3 protein-coding genes are annotated in these 18394 nt (G+C 47.5%); all 3 read left to right on the top strand.

Features of this window, described 5'->3' with window-relative positions; translation table 11 throughout:
• Positions 1-72: 72 nt before the first annotated feature.
• Genes AB432_RS15920 through AB432_RS15910 form a run of 3 tightly spaced genes read left to right on the top strand, consistent with a single transcriptional unit; the run spans position 73 to position 18384 of the window.
• Positions 73-1233: an acyl-CoA dehydrogenase family protein gene (locus AB432_RS15920; protein ID WP_048033114.1), complete on the top strand. Its 1161-nt coding sequence runs from the start codon at positions 73-75 to the stop codon at positions 1231-1233.
• The gene (locus tag AB432_RS15915; protein WP_048033113.1) at positions 1230-13757 is read left to right on the top strand and encodes a hybrid non-ribosomal peptide synthetase/type I polyketide synthase; all 12528 of its coding nucleotides are present in this window, start codon (positions 1230-1232) and stop codon (positions 13755-13757) included. The genes AB432_RS15920 and AB432_RS15915 overlap by 4 nt, the downstream gene beginning before the upstream one ends.
• On the top strand, positions 13750-18384 hold the full coding sequence (locus tag AB432_RS15910; RefSeq protein WP_048033112.1) for a type I polyketide synthase: 4635 nt from the start codon (positions 13750-13752) through the stop codon (positions 18382-18384). Before AB432_RS15915 ends, AB432_RS15910 begins: the two co-directional genes overlap by 8 nt.
• Positions 18385-18394 lie beyond the last annotated feature (10 nt).

The following is an 18394-nucleotide window of genomic DNA, read 5'->3' as shown; positions in this document are numbered from 1 at the left end:
TTTTCTTTTTCGAAAGGATGCGGAATTAGACTCAGTCATAATCACATTTTATATGATGGGGATTGAATGAAAATGAAGATAACAAGCCCGCATAGCATTCTTGAAGAAGTAAGACAATTTGTAGACGAAGAAATTAGGCCATATGCTACTGATTTTGAAAAGCAACAAGCACTCCCAAGGGAACTAATCAAAAAAATGGGGAACAAACGATATTTGGCTGCAAGCTTTTCTGAGCAATATGGGGGCTTGCAGCTGCACCCGCTTGAATATGGGAGCATGGTTGAAGAGATTGGCAAAGGGGCTTTGTCTGCTGCGATGCTCCTGACGGTTACAACCGGATTGGTAGGCGAAACACTCATCCGCTGGGGGACCGAGTACCAGAAAGAACAGTACGTTCTTCCCATCGCGAGCGGGGAGAAGATCGGTGCTTTTGCGTTGACTGAGCCGGGCGTGGGAAGCGGTGCGAAGGATGTGCAAACCTCTTACGAAAAAGTAGGCGACAAATATCGGATAACGGGGCGCAAGAAATGGATATCGTTCGGAGAGATCGCCGACTTTTTTATTGTTATAGCGTCGGACTCATCAGGGAATGGCATCAGTGCCTTTATCGTCGACCGTGAACAAGAGGGAGTTCGCGTTCAAAAGATACAGGGGCTGCTCTCTTGTGCAGCTTCACAGCTTGCGGATATTGAATTGACGAACGTAGAAGTGGGCAGCGAGAGGCTGATTGGCAAGGAAGGAATGGGCTTCACGGGTGTTGCCAACTTCGCTCTGGATCAGGGAAGATTTAATGTCGCCTGGATGGGCGTCGGGTTGGCGCAGGAGGCGTTGGAAGTAATGGTTACGTACGCGAGAAAAAGAACCCAATCCGGAGAGAAAATCTTTAACTTTCAACTTATCAAAGGGATCATTGGCGACGCCACTACGAACGTTCATGCTGCCCGTTCGCTATGCAAGGAGGCTGCTCGGATGCGTGCGGATAATCACCCGGATGCGATCGTACAAACGACAATGGCAAAATACTTTTCGTCAGTGGTGGCTAACAAGGTTGCCTCCGATGCAGTTCAAGTCCTCGGCGCTAACGGTTGCAGCAACCTCTATCCGGTAGAACGGCTTTTTCGAGAGGCGAAAGTACTGGAGATCATTGAAGGGTCTTCTCAAATTCAGCAGCAAATCATTGCGATGCATGCCGCAAATAGACATTATCAGCCTAAGAGGGTAACGGAACTATGAAAAAATTAGATGCCAATCAAGTCAGCGACATCATTTCTCTTAGTCCAATGCAAGAAGGAATGCTGTTTCATTACTTAAAAGAACCAGACAGCTCGCTATATTTTGAACAAATCAGCTTGCATATTTCCTCGGCTGTAAATATTTCTGCTTTTCAACAGGCTTGGCGGCACGTCGTCTCAGTAAATGAGATGCTACGTGCCGTTTTTCGATGGGAAGGGGTAAAAGAGCCTCTTCTCATCATCGTAAAAGAGGTGCAAGACTTTCTGCGAGTCATTGATGTATCGGAACAGACGCGAGAGGACCGTAACGCATTTGTGGCAAAAATACTGGACGATGATCGAGAAAACAAGTTTGATCTGAGGGAAGGCGCGTTTCGAATCAGCCTGTACAAATTGGGTGACGAAGACTTTCAACTGATCATGAGTCATCACCATATTCTGTTTGACGGATGGAGTACGGGCATCCTTTTGTCTGAATTTATAGAGGCGTACCAACAACTGCTGGATCAGCGTCAGCTATCCGTTCCCTCGAAAAGGAAAGGTAAAGACTATATCAAATGGATTCAGAAAAAAGACAAAGCTGAGCAAGAAAGCTTCTGGACCACATATCTGCAAGACGTAAATCCGGTCTGGCTTCAGGAGATCATTCCAGCGAATCGCGTTAGCAGACAGGATGATGAGGGGAAAAAACAGGTCCGTCTGGAACTACCTCAGTCCCTACACGATGAAATCAAGCGCCAAGGAAAGCACTCAATCAGTTGTTATCTGTATGGGGCTTGGGCGTTGCTGCACTATTTTTATACAGACAGCAAAGACGTAGTTTTTGGAACGACCATCTCAGGGAGGGAAGAGTCTCTCGAAGGAATCGGGGAGATGGTGGGTTTATTTATCAATACGTTGCCACTTAGAATGGCGATCGATCCAGATGAATCTCTCCAGGCATTTTTGGAAAAGGTGTTTGCCTCCATGAATGCTCGAAAACACTTTGGTTCTACCCCATTGCGGGATATAAAAAAATACAGTGCGTTGCCTTTTGAAAAAGAGTTATTTGATGCAATTCTTGTCGTTGAAAATTATCCGCTTCAACATCATTCGAATAATCGGAATATTGTTATTGATTCCTTTTCATATAGAGAAGAAACCAACTATCCGCTCACGATCTTTATCACGCTGTGGAATTCGATTCAGTTTGTTGTCGACTATGACAATCGCATCTATAGCGAGACATTCGTAGAGGAACTATGTGCGCGCTATCAGACGATACTTTCTTGGCTTGTAGAACAGCCGCTTGCAAGCATTCGCGCTGTTGACTTTCTCTTTCCCGAAGAAAAACAGAAGCTGCTGTATAAGTGGAATGATACAAAAGTGTGGGTGCCATCCGAGAAAAGCATCCCACAGTTATTTGAAGAGCAGGTATGTAAAACACCGGATCGTATTGCACTTATATACCAAGACCAATGCTTCACGTATCGGCAAATCAATGAGCAAGCGAATCAGTTGGCAATTTTATTACGGGATGTGGACATTCACTCCAACCAGTGCGTGGGTCTGTTCATGGACAGGCGGCCGGAACTGTTAATCGCCATGCTCGGAATATTAAAAGCCGGGGGCGCCTATGTGCCAATTGATCCGATGCTGCCACTCGAACGTTGCTCGACGATGCTTGACGACGGGCATGTAAAAGTAGTGATTTCCGAGCAGAAATACGGCGATATATTAGCTGCTCTTCAAGCGAAGTGTCCGGCTTTCCAAACCGTTGTGTGCATGGATCATACAGAGAGCGAAGGGTATTATGGCTTGCAAGACATGCAGCAACGCGCGCGGGAAGCGACAATTGCTCCGCCTTCGTCGGATGATCTGGCTTATGTGATTTATACATCCGGATCGACAGGGGTACCCAAGGGTGTGATGATCACACACGAAAACGTCGTGAATTTTATCTACGGAATGGAAAAAGAGATCGGTTTTGAGCCTGATCATGCCATACTCGCTCTCACTACTTATTCTTTTGATATTTTTGTCCTGGAATCATTGGCGCCGCTATGTCTTGGAATGAAAATCGTATTGGCGAGCGATATGGCGCTAAAAGACCCGGATGAAATACTGCGATTGATCGAAGCCAATTCGGTTACGATTCTCCAAGCGACTCCATCTCGGATGAAAATGCTTGTGAATTCATCACGTGCTAACAGCTTGCAGCAATTGAAAAAGATATTGATCGGCGGAGAAGGACTGCCGGAACATTTATATCAATCTTTGCGCGAAATAACTAAGCAGCCGATTTACAATGTCTATGGCCCGACTGAAACGACTGTATGGTCTACTGTCCACCTGCTTGATGAATCGATTGCCATCGGGAAACCTATTGCCAATACGGGAATCTATCTCTTGTCGAAAGAGAGGACATTGCGCCCGCTCGGGTACCCGGGTGAACTGTGCATCTCAGGAAAAGGAGTGGCGAAGGGATACTTAAACCAGCCTCTACTCACTGAGGAAAAATTTATACCTCATCCATTTCAACCAGGTGAAAAATTATACTGTACGGGTGATTATGCCTATTGGCTGCCAGATGGAACGTTGCAGTTTGTTGGACGAAAAGACGATCAGGTCAAAATCAGGGGACATCGCATAGAAATCGCCGAGGTTGAAAGCGCCCTGAAAAAATTTCCGTCAGTAAAAGATGCCGTTGTCATAGAGATAAAAGAAAAGAATGATTCGGCTCTGGCTGCGTATATGGTCATCGATGGCAATTTCAACTGGGCAGATTGTAAAGATTTTCTAAAGGACAAACTGTCTTATTACGCCATTCCGTCTTTTTACTACCGTATACAAGCAATTCCGTACACCAGCAATTTAAAAGTGGATCGAAAAGCTTTGGTACAGATCCAAAAAAATCCATTGAATGTTTCGGAAAAAACAGTTGAGCCAAGGAGCGAGCTGGAAACAAAGATTGCTCAGATATGGAAAAAAGTACTGAAAATCGAGCGAGTGGGCATACACGACCGATTCTTTGATGTCGGAGGCGACTCGATCAAAGTCATTTATTTGTGTAATGAATTGAAAGCCGAATTCAATACGGAAGTTTCGATACAGACTATTTTCACCTATCCGACGATTTATGATTTTGCAAAATACTTCCATGCGAAAACCAAGGTTCACAGCATGACTACCCATACAAAAGATAAAAAGCCTAAAATCGTCCCGCTTCAAGCCATAGACATTCAAGACACGGATGTCGCCATCATTGGGATGGCTGGCCGATTTCCAGGAGCGGCTGACAAAGAGCAGTTTTGGAGCAACTTGGTGAACGGAACGGAAACAATCAAGTTTTATACGGATGAAGAAATGCAGGCATTCGGCATCGATCACGAGTTGTTGAACAGCCCCCATTTTGTTAAAGCAAAGGGGAAGCTGGAGGATATCGATTGTTTTGATGCAGATTTCTTTGGATATACGGTTACAGAGGCCAAGCAAATGGACCCACAAATTCGCTTGCTTCATGAATGTGCTTGGCATGCCTTGGAAGATGCAGGATATGAACCTGAAGCCTACCCAGGCTCCATCGGTTTGTATGTCGGCTCCTCCTACAATATATACTGGGTACCCGAAAAGTTTTCACCGTCTCTTTATGCCTCTGATCAATATCAAATTTATCATGTTAACAGCAATTCATTTGCAACACTGATTGCGTATCGCATGAATTTGAGGGGTCCAGCTATCACGGTCCAAGCAGCTTGCTCCACTTCGCTGATTGCCGTCGATCGTGCCTACAAAGATTTGCTTTTTGGAGAGTGTGACATAGCAATAGCAGGAGCGGTTACAGTTTCTTTGCTGGACGAGATGGGGTATATCCACCAGGAGGGAATGATTTTATCAAGGGATGGACATTGCAGAGCCTTTGATAAAAAAGCATCAGGCACGGTGACCGGAAATGGCGTGGGGCTTGTCGTATTAAAACGATTGAAGGATGCCCTTGCAGATGGGGATCATATCTATTCAGTTGTGAAGTCTTCTGCGGTAAATAATGATGGAAACCGTAAAGTGGGGTACTCCGCCCCGAGTGTTGAAGGACAAGCAGCTGTCATCCAGAAAGCAATCCAACGCTCCGGACTCGGGTCTACACAGCTCCATTATATTGAAGCTCATGGGACTGGAACGATTTTGGGTGATCCTGTTGAAATCGAAGGACTCAAAATGGCCTTTGATACGGATAAGAAAAACTATTGCGGAATTGGCTCAGTCAAGACGAATATCGGACATTTGGAAGCAGCGGCAGGGATTGCGGGTTTAATGAAAACATCCTTGTCGCTGAAGAATCGGATGATTCCGCCTACAATCAATTTTGATGAGGTCAATCCGCAAATCGATTTTCAGAATTCTCCTTTTTACCCGCACACGCAACTTCGTGACTTGCGAACAGAAGATTTGTTCCCTCTTCGGGCTGGTGTGAGTTCCTTTGGACAGGGGGGGAGCAACGCCCATGTGATTCTGGAAGAAGCTCCGCCCGTTATAAAGACGCCGACCAAAAGACGATTCCAAATCATAACGTTATCCGCGGAAAACGATACGGCGTTGAAGAAGATAAAAGGACAGATTCGAGAGAAGTTCCAGCGCAACCACAACATTCATTTAGCCGATGCAGCTTACACGTTGAAGGTAGGACGGAAGCGTTTTTCGCACCGCTCTGTATTCCTTTGTTCGGAAGTGAGACAGGCTATTGAAATATTAACGGAGAAGGACACACGAAAGTCATTGGATTTCGTGGCTTCCGAACAAACGCCTTCCATTGTATTTATGTTTACGGGTCAAGGCGCGGAATACGTGAATATGGCCCTGGATCTTTACCGATACGAGACGATTTTTCGAGAGAAGCTGGATGAATGCTTCACGATTTTGCAAAAAATCTCGGGTGTCCGGTATCAAGACTATCTGTATCCAGAAAAGACTGACACCCAAACGGGAACGGAAATTCATAGACAGAGCATTTCCCAGCCTCTTCACTTTGCCGTTGAGTATTCTATGGCTTTGATGCTGATGGAGTGGCATATTACTCCTCTGAGCATGATCGGATACAGCATAGGGGAGTATGTGGCAGCGTGCATAGCTGGAGTTTTCTCGCTGGAAGACGCCCTGTTTTTAACCTATCACAGAGGACGGCTGATGGAGGGACTTCCTGAAGGGACTATGCTAACGGTGCCGTTGCCGGAATTGGAATTGCTGGGCATGCTTCCAAATGAACTGTCGATCGCAGCAGTGAACGATGAGTCTTGTGTTGTCTCCGGGAGCAAGGAGGATGTTACCAAATTCGAATCTTCGCTGAAGCAAAACAAGATCATAAGCATGCGGCTTCCTATTTCCCATGCCGGCCATTCCAAGATGCTGGATTCCATGCTGGCCGACCTAAGTGAATACGTTCACAGCATTTCGTACCATCCACCTGTTATTCCGTTTTTCTCCAGTTTGACAGGTAATGCAATCACACCTGAGGAAGCTGTCGATCCCGAATATTGGCTTCGTCATTTGCGCGAACCTGTTCGTTTTGTGGAAGGGATTAAGAAGCTGGCGATGCATGAGCATACCTTATTTATCGAGATAGGGCCGGGACGAAATCTGTGCACGCTTGCGAAGAGGTTTTTGTATCCTGAACGCAATCAACAGATTCTCGATACGATTCGAGTTGAGCAAATGAAAGTAGCGGATGATGAATTCTTTTTAAAGACAGTTGCGCAATTATGGTTATATGGAATCGACATTGACTGGAAACGGTTTTACGGAGCAGAAAAGCGAAGGAGAGTTTCTCTGCCAGGATACCCGTTTGAAAAAAAGCGTTACTGGATAAACAATTTCCGTTTCGACACAAGCAGCCACGGCAAGCGGGTGAGTGCCAACGAGAAACCGTTGCTTGGACAAGACCCCGTTTCGATTCAAGCCGTGCACAAGTTTACAACGAAAGAAGGAGCCATGCTTTCACAGGTAGTATCCGAAATTATCGGAGGACCTCATGTTGGGGAAGACGATGATCTGTTTGAATCAGGATTTGATTCGCTTAAAGTCATTTCACTTGTCTCCAAAATGACAGATACGTTTCAAGTGCATTTGACGATGCAAGAGGTGTTCGAGCATCCTACGATCCGGGAACTGGTGCCGCTTATCATGCAAAAAACGCCGCAGACGGCAGTCGTCATCCCCAAAGCAAAGGAAGCGCCGCACTACCCGGTATCATCCCAGCAAAAGAGGCTATACGCTCTACAGCAATTTGATGAGAGCAGTACGGCATACAACATCCCCGGTGTGTTCCTCCTGCACGGAATGGTGGATCGGGAACGATTGCAGGCTGCATGTGATGGATTGCTGCAACGGCATGAAGCTCTGCGGACGTGTTTTGAGCTGATCGGACAAGATCTTGTACAAAAAATCGTTCCAGAAGCCTCGTTTGCGATTGAATATGTGGAGATGCCGGGGGCAAGTGTAGAGGAGACACTGGAGGGCTTCAGTCGCCCGTTCGCATTGGACCAAGCACCGTTGCTGCGAATTCGCTTGGTCTGCGTGGAAAAACAGCGCCATGTCATGCTGATCGATATGCATCATATCATTTCTGACGGATTGTCGAGTGAACGGCTAGTGAGTGATTTTCTGGCCTATTACGATGGGCAGACCTTGGGGGACCCAAAGATTCAATACAAAGACTTCGCTGTATGGCAGCAAAGCAGGGACACAGCATTTTGGCAAAAGGAAGCAGATTTTTGGTTACAGCAATATAAGGATGGCTACGAAACACTTGATTTGCCGACTGATTACCGCCGTCCTTCGATCAAAAATTTTGCCGGGTCGATTAGTCGGTTTGTTTTGGCGGATGAGAAGGCTGCTGCACTCCGGGAGTTTTGCCGCACGCAACAACTGACACCGTACATGCTGCTGTTTGGTTGCTTCTCTATCCTGCTGGCCAAATACAGTGGTCAAAATGAAATCCTGATCGGAACCCCAGTTGCCGGTCGTTTCGGCGTGGAGACGGAGGAGACTGTCGGGGCTTTTGTTAATACACTCGCACTGAGAAGCTACCCAGAAGGGGGCAAGCGCGTAGTTGATTACCTGCAAGAGCTGAAAGCGTACTGCCTGCAAGCATTTGAGCATCAAAGCTATCCTTTTGAGGAGCTTGTGCAACAAATCGAGAAGGAACGAGATCTCAGTCGCAATCCTCTGTTTGACACGATGTTTACGTGGGAACAGCGGGATCGCAGCCAATTGATTATCCATGGAGTAGATGTGCAACGTTATGACTTCCACAGCGGCATCGCCAAGTTTGACCTGATGATGCAAACGTGGGAAGAGCAAGAGGAGTTAGGATTTGCCATCGAGTATGCGACCGCGCTGTTTACCGCTTCCACGGTAGAGCGCATGGGCAGACATTTCCAGCAGATCGTCGACGAAATTTTGCAGTCTCCTGACCAACAAATCAGGAAGATTCGCTTGATTTCAGCGGAAGAAGAGCACCTGCTTCGGGAAGGGTTTAACCAGACAAAGGTTAATGAGGACTGGAGTCAAAGCGTGATTGCTCTTATCGAGGAACAGGCCAGCGTGCGGGGAAATGAAAGTGCAGTTGTGTGGGAAGGGCAGAGCCTGACATACCGCGAGTTGAACGAACGGGCGAATCAGGTCGCTCGATTCTTACTCGAACAAGGTTGCGAGAAAAATCAGATTGTGGGCATCATGGCAGAACGCTCCTTTGCCATGATCATTGGATTGCTCGCCATTGAAAAGGCGGGATGTGCTTATCTGCCCATCGATCCCACTACCCCAGCGGAGCGAATCCAGTATATGGTCGAAGACAGTGGAATCCGCATCGTCTTGAGCCATGCGGGACTTGTTGGTATAGCAAACACTGCAGGCGTAGTCGTCTATGATTTGGAAGATGCCGTGCGATACGCGGGTTATGAGTGTACCAATCCAGGCATACAGCTTCATCCCGATGATTTGGCCTATGTGCTCTATACATCAGGCTCCACAGGTAATCCGAAAGGCGTCCTTTTGACCCATGGCGGTATGACCAACCGATTGCGCTGGATGGCCGATCAATACGGGATGGATGACAAGGAGGTCGTGCTGCAAAAGACCACCTATACATTTGATGTTTCCGTGTGGGAGCTGTTTCTCCCGCTCATGATCGGTGGGGTACTATGCTTGGCGAAGCCGGGGGGAGAAAAAGATCCCGATTATCTCTACAACCTCATCTGCGAGCAGGAGGTTACGACGCTGCATTTCGTGCCTTCCATGCTGGCAGGGTTCCTTCATGCGCTGCCGGAAGCAGCTTCCTTTTCCCGATTGAAGCGCTGCATCTGCAGCGGCGAAGAGCTGAGCATCGAAGTAAAGGATCGCTTCTTCCGAAAAATGCCGGGAGTGGAATTGCACAATCTGTACGGCCCTACCGAGGCGTCAATTGACGTCAGCTACTATGAGGTTCAAGAAGAAGACCAGCTCATCCCTATCGGCAAGCCAGTGGCGAATACCCGCTTGTACATCGTCACGGAAGAGGGCGGATTCGCACCGATTGGCGTTCCGGGAGAGCTGTGCATAGCAGGTGTCCAGGTGGCGAAAGGCTATCTCAACCGTCCAGAGCTGACAGCGGAAAAATTCAAGGAGCTGCCGATTCTTCCAGGGGAGCGGCTGTACTTCACGGGAGATTTAGCCCGTTGGCTAGAAGACGGGAACATTGCCTATTTGGGCAGAAAAGATACACAAATCAAGCTGCGGGGCTTCCGGATCGAATTGGGAGAAATTGAATCGGCTATCCAAGCTTATACAGACCAAATCGAAACGGTTGCGGTACTCAGCCAGGGGACGCAGGCTGAGAGCAAGGTACTGTGCGCGTTTTTTAGCGCCAAGGACAAGATTGATACAGGGAAGCTGAAGACACATTTGCAACGGCATTTGCCGGCGTACATGGTTCCCGTCCATTACCAACAGCTCGATGCGCTCCCTTATACCTCCAGCGGAAAGATCGATAGAAAAGCGTTGCCGCATATAACAGTTAGCGACAACATAGAAAAGCCATCTCCTGAAATCTTTAGGAGAAAAGAAGGACAGCTTCTGGTTTCCATTTTTAAAGAGACGCTCAACATTGAGAACCTTTCCTCCACAGATCATTTTTTTGAATTGGGAGGCAATTCGTTAGCAGCAATTGTATTAAAATCAAAGATTTCCGCAGCCTTCCAAGTGCAGTTGACGATGCAGGAGGTGTTCGAGCATCCTACGATCCGGGAACTGGTACCGCTCATTCTGCAAAAAACGCCGCAGACGGCAGTCGTGATTCCAAAAGCATCGGAAGCGCCGTACTACCCGGTATCATCCCAACAAAAAAGGCTGTATGCCCTACATCAATTTGATGAGAACAGTATGGCATACAACATCCCCGGTGTGTTCGTACTGAAAGGGAAGCTAGATCGGGAACGAGTGGAGGCTGCGTGCGAATTATTGCTGCAACGGCATGAAGCGCTGCGGACGTATTTTGAGCTGATCGGTCAAAATTTAGTGCAAAAAATCGTACCCGATGCATCTTTTGCCATTGAATATGCGGAGATGTTGGGAGCAAATGTAGATGAAACGCTAGAAGGCTTTGTTCGTCCGTTTTCGTTGGACCAAGCACCGTTGCTGCGAATTCGCCTGGTCTGCGTGGAAAAAGAACGCCATGTCATGCTGATCGATATGCATCATATCATTTCCGACGGACTGTCGATTGAACGGCTGGTGAATGATTTTCTGGCCTATTACGATAGTCAGACCTTGGGGGAACCAAAGGTTCAGTACAAAGACTTCGCTGTATGGCAGCAAAGCAGGGACACGGCATTTTGGCAAAAGGAAGCAGATTTCTGGCTACAACAATACAGGGACGGCTACGAAACACTTGATTTGCCGACTGATTACCGTCGTCCTTCGATCAAAAATTTCTCTGGAGCGCTTAGGTGTTTTGTCTTGGAGAATGAGAAGGCTGCTGCACTCCGAGAGTTTTGCCGCAAACAGCAACTGACGCCGTTTATGCTGCTGTTTGGCTGCTTCTCCATCCTGCTGACCAAATACAGTGGTCAAAAAGAAATCCTGATCGGAACCCCAGTTGCTGGTCGTCTCGGTGTGGAGACCGAGGAGACTGTCGGGGCTTTCGTTAATACACTCGCACTGAGAAGCTACCCAGAAGGCGACAAGCGCGTAGTTGATTACCTGCAAGAGCTGAAAGCGTACTGCCTGCAAGCGTTTGAGCATCAAAGCTATCCTTTTGAGGAGCTTGTGCAGCAAATCGAGAAGGAACGAGATCTCAGTCGCAATCCTCTGTTTGACACGATGTTTACGTGGGAACAACGGGATCGCAGCCAATTGATCATCCGTGGTCTGGATGTCCAACGTTATGACTTCCACAGCGGCATCGCCAAGTTTGACCTGATGATGCAAACGTGGGAAGAGCAAGGGAAGATAGGATTTGCCATCGAGTACGCGACCGCGCTGTTCACTGCATCCACGGTTGAGCGCATGGGGAGACATTTCCAGCAAATCGTCCATGAAATTTTGCGGGGCCCTGACCAACAAATCAGGGAGATTGGCTTGATTTCAGTGGAAGAAGAGCACCTGCTTCGAGACGGGTTCAACCAAACGCAGGTGAATGAGGACTGGAGCCAAAGCGTGATTGCTCTTATCGAGGAACAGGCCAGCGTGCGGGGAAATGAAAGTGCGGTTGTGTGGGAAAGGCAGAGCCTGACATACCGCGAGTTGAACAAACGGGCGAATCAGGTCGCTCGATTCCTGCTCGAACAAGGTTGCGAGAAAAATCAGATTGTGGGCATCATGGCAGAACGCTCCTTTGCCATGATCATTGGATTGCTCGCCATTGAAAAGGCGGGATGTGCTTATCTGCCCATCGATCCCTCTACTCCCGGAGAGCGAATTCAGTACTTGCTCGAAGACAGTGGAGTCCGCATCGTCCTGAGCCATACGGAGTTGATTGACAAAGTCCCTGCTATGGGAACGACAAAGATTGCCGTCTATGATTTGGAAGATACAGCACGATATGCCAGTTATGAGTGTACCAATCTAGGCATACAGCTTCACCCGGATGATTTGGCTTATGTGCTCTATACATCGGGCTCCACAGGTAATCCGAAAGGCGTCCTTTTGACCCATGGAGGTATGACCAACCGATTGCGCTGGATGGCCGATCAATACGGGATGGATGAAAAGGAGGTCGTGCTGCAAAAGACCACCTATACGTTTGATGTTTCCGTGTGGGAGCTGTTTCTCCCGCTCATGATCGGTGGGGTACTATGCTTGGCGAAGCCGGGGGGAGAAAAAGATCCCGATTATCTCTACAACCTCATCTGCGAGCAGGAGGTTACGACGCTGCATTTCGTGCCTTCCATGCTGGCAGGGTTCCTTCATGCGCTGCCGGAAGCAGCTTCCTTTTCTCGATTGAAGCGATGTATCTGCAGCGGCGAAGAGCTGAGCATCGAAGTAAAGGATCGCTTCTTCCGAAAAATGCCGGGAGTGGAATTGCACAATCTGTACGGCCCTACCGAGGCGTCAATTGACGTCAGCTACTATGAGGTTCAAGAAGAAGACCAGCTCATCCCTATCGGCAAGCCAGTGGCGAATACCCGCTTGTACATCGTCACGGAAGAGGGCGGATTCGCACCGATTGGCGTTCCGGGAGAGCTGTGCATAGCAGGTGTCCAGGTGGCGAAAGGCTATCTGAACCGTCCAGAGCTGACAGCGGAAAAATTCAAGGAGCTGCCGATTCTTCCAGGAGAGCGGCTGTACTTCACGGGAGATTTAGCCCGTTGGCTAGAAGACGGGAACATTGCCTATTTGGGCAGAAAAGATACACAAATCAAGCTGCGGGGCTTCCGGATCGAATTGGGAGAAATTGAATCGGCTATCCAAGCTTATACCGACCAAATCGAAACGGTTGCGGTACTCAGCCAGGGGACGCAGGCTGAGAGCAAGGTACTGTGCGCGTTTTTTAGCGCCAAGGACAAGATTGATACAGGGAAGCTGAAGACACATTTGCAACGGCATTTGCCGGCGTACATGGTTCCCGTCTATTACCAACAGCTCGATGCACTGCCTTATACCTCCAGCGGAAAAATTGACAGAAAATCGCTTTCACGTATCCAAGTGGGCTTGGAAAAAGAGAAAGTGGTTCTTCCCAAAACCGAGATGGAAAAACAATTGTCACTGCTCTGGAAAGAAGTACTGCAGATCGACAAGGTCAGCATAGGTGATGACTTCTTCCAGATTGGAGGCAATTCCCTCAGTGTCATCCATTTGCATAAGCTGCTGATAGAAAAGATAGATCGAGACATTTCGATAGCCAATCTGTACAGATATCGAACCATCGAATCTTTCCTGACTTATATAAGTCAGAAAACAAATGCAAACAGTCTGCAATCGATTCCAGAGCCAAGACGTAGAGAGTTGTTGCTTCAGGGCAATGCCAAAAGATCACAACGATTATCAAAAAGAAAAGGGATAAATAGTGATGAGTAAACAACTAAACGGACTCGAGATTGCCATTATTGGCATGGCGGGAAGATTCCCGGGAGCGCAGGACATCGAAGGCTTTTGGAGCAATCTGGTAAATGGTAAAGAAACGATCACGTTTTTTTCCCAGGAGGAACTGGCGGATAGTGAAATGGACCCGGAAATGCTTTCTCGTCCAGATTATGTTCGTGCAAAAGGCTACCTGGAGAACTGTGAACGTTTTGACGCTTCATTTTTTAACTATTCTCCCCTTGAAGCCGAGGTAATGGACCCACAAGTTCGTATTTTTCATGAATGTGTCTGGGAAGCGCTTGAGGATGCAGGGTATTGTGCTGACACTTACTCGGGCTTGATCGGGATGTATGCGGGAGCTGCCAGTAATCTTTATTGGCAGTCCCTTTCTTTTTTATCCGACAGCTCCAAGTTGCTCGGACCATTTTCGGCTAACCAGTTAGCGAACAAAGATTTTATGTCCATGCAAATCTCGCATCGGCTGAATCTAAAAGGACCGAGTATTACCGTCAATACAGCCTGCTCCACATCGCTGGTGGCTGTCCATCTTGCCGCACAGGCATTGTTAAACGGTGAATGCGATATTGCCTTGGCAGGAGGTGTCAGCGTCTCTTTGCCTTTGAAGTCGGGTTATCAGTATCAGGAGGGCATGATCTTGTCTCCGGATGGACATTGCAGGCCGTTTGACGAGGAGGGCCAAGGATCAGTACCAGGCAATGGGGCGGGAGTCGTCGTTTTGAAACGATATGAGGAAGCAGTTGCTGATGGAGATCATATCTACGCGGTGATAAAGGGCTCCGCGATTAATAACGATGGAACCCGAAAAAGCGCCTATACTGCTCCGAGTGTCGAAGGGCAAGTTGAGGTGATCCAAACGGCGCAGCAACTAGCTGAGGTTGATTTTGAGAGCATTCAGTTTGTAGAGACACACGGCACAGGTACCATACTGGGGGACCCGATTGAACTGGAAGCGTTACGTACGGCATTTGGCAGTGGTGAAGGGGTATGCAGGATTGGTTCGGTAAAATCTAATATCGGCCATCTCGATGTTGCTGCAGGCGTAGCGGGCCTTATCAAAGCAACGCTAAGTTTGCAGCATAAATTGTTGCCTCCTACCCTGCACTTCAAAAAGCTGAATCCAAAAATCGATTTGTCCGATTCTCCCTTTGTGATTAATTCCAAGCTGATCGATTTATCCACGGTCAGCGACACACTGCGGGCAGGAGTCAGCTCGTTCGGGATAGGGGGCACCAATGCGCATGTCATTCTGGAAGAAGCACCCACTTTATTAAAGTCGTCAAAGGGCAGAGGATCTCAGCTCATCCTGATTTCAGCTAAAAGCGAAAGCGCTTTGGATCAGTCCAGCAAAAATCTGACCGACTATATCCGCAATAACCCGGATGTCTCATTGGCTGATTTGGCGTTTACCCTTCAAATCGGAAGAAAAGCCTTCGAGCACAGACGCTTTATCGTTGCCAACCATACCGATGAATTGGCTGACATTTTACAAACGATTGGAAACGAAAAAGGAAAGCGTTCACGGAAGATTTTTACCAGTGCTATCGATCAGACAGATAAGAAAATCGTCTTCATGTTTCCAGGGTTGGGCAATCAATATGTAGAGATGGGACTCGGATTATATCGTTTCGAGCCTTTATTTAAGAAAGAGCTGGATCACTGCTTTGAAATTTTGGACCGTTACCTGGATGTGTCCATAAAAGAATGGATGTTTCCGCAAACAGATTGGGAACAAGCCAGCCAAAAAATCAAGCAGATCGATATCAGCCAACTGGTTGTATTCATTTTTGAATACGCGCTTGGAAAGTATCTGATGGAACTTGGCGTCAAACCTGCTTATATGATCGGCTACAGCTTTGGGGAATTTGCCGCCGCCTGCCTGGCAGGTGTTTTTTCACTGGAAGACGCCATTCGCGTGATTATTAGAAGAGGGCAGCTCATAAAGCTGACGGAAGAGGGAGCCATGCTCAGTGTCCCAATGACTGAAGCAGAGTTGGTGCCATTGCTTCCCGCGAATCTCTCCTTATGTATCGTCAATGGACCATCGTGCGTAGTGGGGGGAACCAAGGAAACGGTAGAGCAGTTTGAGGAACAGCTAAAATCGTTGAGGCAAATATGTATTCGGTTGGACACTTCCCATGCGCTTCACTCCGATTTAATGAAGCCGATCAAGCAAGCATTCGCAGAGGAGATGAAGCAGATTCCGTTACACCCGCCACTCATCTCTTTTATTTCCAACATGACCGGTGACTGGATTACTGCCGAGGAGGCAACAGACCCAGACTACTGGGCGAGACAACTGACTGATCCAATCCGATTTGCTCGTGGCTTGCAAGAAATTTTGCAAGAAGACGCGCTAACCTTTATTGAAGTGGGACCTGACCGGAACCTAAGTGCGCTTCTGCGTTATTTTATTCAACGTGATTCGTCACATACGATTCTCAATATCATTCGAAACCCACAGGAAAAAGTAGACGATTTGTATTACCTGTACACCCGTTTGGGTCAGATTTGGGGAGCAGGTCATGCCATTGATTGGATGAAGCTGTACCAATATGAGAAGCGGAATAGACTATCTTTGCCAACCTATCCATTTGAGCGCGAATATCATTGGTTGGATGGTAATCCGTTTCACATGTTGAATGACAAGCAAATCGCCAGAAAATTGATAATGCAAAAAAAGCCGCACATAGAAGACTGGTTTTATGCCCCTCTTTGGCAGCAGAAGGTATTGCCTCCCAATGCCAAGCTGGCTGATCAGCAGACTTTTCTTGTGTTTGCCAATCGGGATTCGTTAAGCAATGAGGTCATTCGAGAGCTGTCATCTACCGGTCAAATCCCAATCGTCATCTATGAGGGTGTTGAATTTGCAATCGACGAACGTGCTTATACGGTGAATCCGACTTCCTCTTCGGATTACGAAAAACTATTTGTCAGCCTGACAGAGAACAACATTCAAATCGATCATGTACTCCATTTGTGGAGTGCAGGGCATAAATCAAGCGCACCTTTGGATGTTTTAGCTTTTCACAAGACGCAGCAAACTGGTTTTTATAGCATCATGTATATCGTTCGTTGCATACAGCGTTATGACAGGCACAGAGTCATCCGAATGGCTGTTGTGACGAATGAAGCGATGGCCGTCACCGGGCAGGAAACGTTGTTCCCGGAGCATTCTCCGCTCATTGGGTTGGGCCATGTCATTCCGCAAGAATTGCAAAACATTCGTCATTTGACTGTCGATATTCAGACCGCTGCGCTTGAAGCTGCGGAAGATGTAAAGCGGATGGCACAAATGGTGGTGGAAGAGTTTGCTCACGAGATTTCGGACAGATTGATTGCTTATCGCCATTTCCAGAGATGGGTTCCGAGCTATCAACCGATCAAGCTGACAGAAGCGAAGACTGATCCTTTTCGAAAAAACGGCGTGTATGTCATTACTGGCGGAGCAGGCATGATCGGTTGGATCATAGGCAGTTATCTGGCCAAACAGTATCAGGCTACGATAGCAATTATCCAGAGGTCGTTCCCATTGAAACAGGAGTGGACAGAGTGGCTGAAGAACCATCCGGAAGATGACCCGCGGAGCATGAGAATTCGCGAAATGATGGAAGCAGAGCAACTGGGAGCCACCATAGAAGTTTATAGAGGGCAGGTCGATGACTACCCGCAGATGTCCCATATTATTGCTGAGATCGAAGCAACTCATGGAATTATTCATGGCGTCTTCCATTGTGCAGCAAACATGGGGGATCAATTTTTGAATCCGATCGATCAGTTAAATGCGGATCTCTGCCAAACCATTTTTCAGCCCAAAATAGACGGATTGCTTGTACTCGACCAAGTCTTGGAACAAAAATCACTTGATTTCTGTCTGCTCATGTCTTCGACGGCATCTGTGTTGGGCGGATATGGCTTTGCCGCATACTCGGCAGCGAATGTTTTCATGGATTCCTATACGAATAAGAGAAATAAGCAACACAGCGTGAAATGGAAAACCATTGATTGGGAGGCTTGGCGGAATCACGAAAAGGTCGAGATAGGGTACCAGTCATCGATCGGTGATCTGGCTATGACCCCGGAAGAGGGGATCGAAGCGCTTCGTCGGGTACTGTCAGTCGATCGCTATCACCATCTTGTCCACTCTCCCGGTGATTTGGAAATGCGGCTGGATCAATGGATTCGGTTTCAGGGGAGTCCTGAAGGAAATGCTGTAACGGTCAAAAGCGCACGGAAAAAACGGAAAAATACTTCTTCCATGGTTGATTATGAAAAACCGTCCAATCAACTCGAGCAAAGAATAGCGGAAATTTGGGAGGAGTTTTTGGGAATCCAGGAGATCAGCACCCATGATAATTTTTTTGATTTGGGAGCGACCTCCTTAACCCTGATACGCATGAAATCTATATTGGACGAAGAATTCAATAGACAAATCCCGATTGTCGATCTTTTTGCCAATCCTACTATTTCTAGTTTGGCGAAAAGAATCCAGCAAGACGAAAACGATGCAAATGATGAATTCGAGGAAAAAAGGTTGAAAGAACGGGAAGTCGTTGGAAGAGACCTTTTAACTAAACAATTACATTTAAGGAAGAAGGAGTGAGGCGATCCAT

This window comes from Brevibacillus brevis (assembly GCF_001039275.2).
GTDB lineage: Bacteria > Bacillota > Bacilli > Brevibacillales > Brevibacillaceae > Brevibacillus > Brevibacillus brevis_C.
This window is presented reverse-complemented; position numbering and strand designations above follow the sequence as displayed.

Excerpts from the sequence above, each read along its gene's own strand:
- AB432_RS15915 (WP_048033113.1), top strand. The coding sequence starts at position 1,230 with ATGAAAAAATTAGATGCCAATCAAGTCAGCGACATCATTTCTCTTAGT.
- AB432_RS15910 (WP_048033112.1), top strand. The coding sequence starts at position 13,750 with ATGAGTAAACAACTAAACGGACTCGAGATTGCCATTATTGGCATGGCG.
- AB432_RS15920 (WP_048033114.1), top strand. The coding sequence starts at position 73 with ATGAAGATAACAAGCCCGCATAGCATTCTTGAAGAAGTAAGACAATTT.